1 protein-coding gene is annotated in these 779 nt (G+C 71.8%); it reads left to right on the forward strand.

The features are described 5' to 3' along the window. Positions 1-779, forward strand: a 779-nt coding sequence (locus DSP71_RS10005) for an ROK family protein (protein WP_147251280.1), incomplete at both ends; no start/stop codon positions are given.

The raw sequence follows: 779 nt of genomic DNA on the forward strand, positions 1-779 counted from the left end.
CCGCTACTCGTTCCACGCCGCCGCCGGAACCGTCGTCGGCGTCGACATCGGCGTCGCGAGCGTGCGGGTCGTGCTGGCCGACCTGGCCGGACACGTGATCGCGCAGCGCAGCTTCCCCGGCGTGGCCGAGCGGCCCGATGGCGCGTCCAAGCTGGCTGCCGTGATCGAGGACGTGCGGGGTACGCTCTCCGCGGTCTCGATCCCGGGATCGAAGGTCCGCGCGGTCGGCGTCTCGCTTCCCGGCATCGTCGACGACACGGGGCGCGTCACCACCTCGGTCGTCATCCCCGAGTGGTCGGGCATCGACATCGGCTCCCAGCTGCGCCAGGCGTTCGGCTGCCCCGTCGCGGTGGACAACGGCGTTCGTCTCGCGGCCGTCGCCGAGCATCACCTCGGCGTCGCGCAGCTCGTCGACGACGTCATCTACCTGTCGGTCGGCAATCGCATCGCGATGGGACTGATCCTCGGCGGACGCCCGCGCCGCGGAATCCACAACGCTGCGGGCGACATCGGCCGCCTCGCCTTCCGGGGACTGAACACCGAGACGGGCCAGATCACGTGGCGCACCGCCCCGACCGCTGCCGAGGTCTTCGCGAAGGCGCGCGGCGGTGACGCGGCCGCACAGCAGGAGCTCGACGGATTCATCGGCGAGCTCGCCCATGGCATCGCGACCCTGATCATGACGGTCGACCCGGCCATGATCGTGATCGGCGGTGGACTCTCGGCCGCGCATGAGCAGCTGCTCGACCCCCTGCGCGCGGCACTGCCCGGCCACCTCG

Origin of the sequence: Microbacterium sp. H6 (assembly GCF_003314775.1) — a bacterium.
GTDB classification, from domain to species: Bacteria; Actinomycetota; Actinomycetes; order Actinomycetales; family Microbacteriaceae; genus Microbacterium; species Microbacterium oxydans.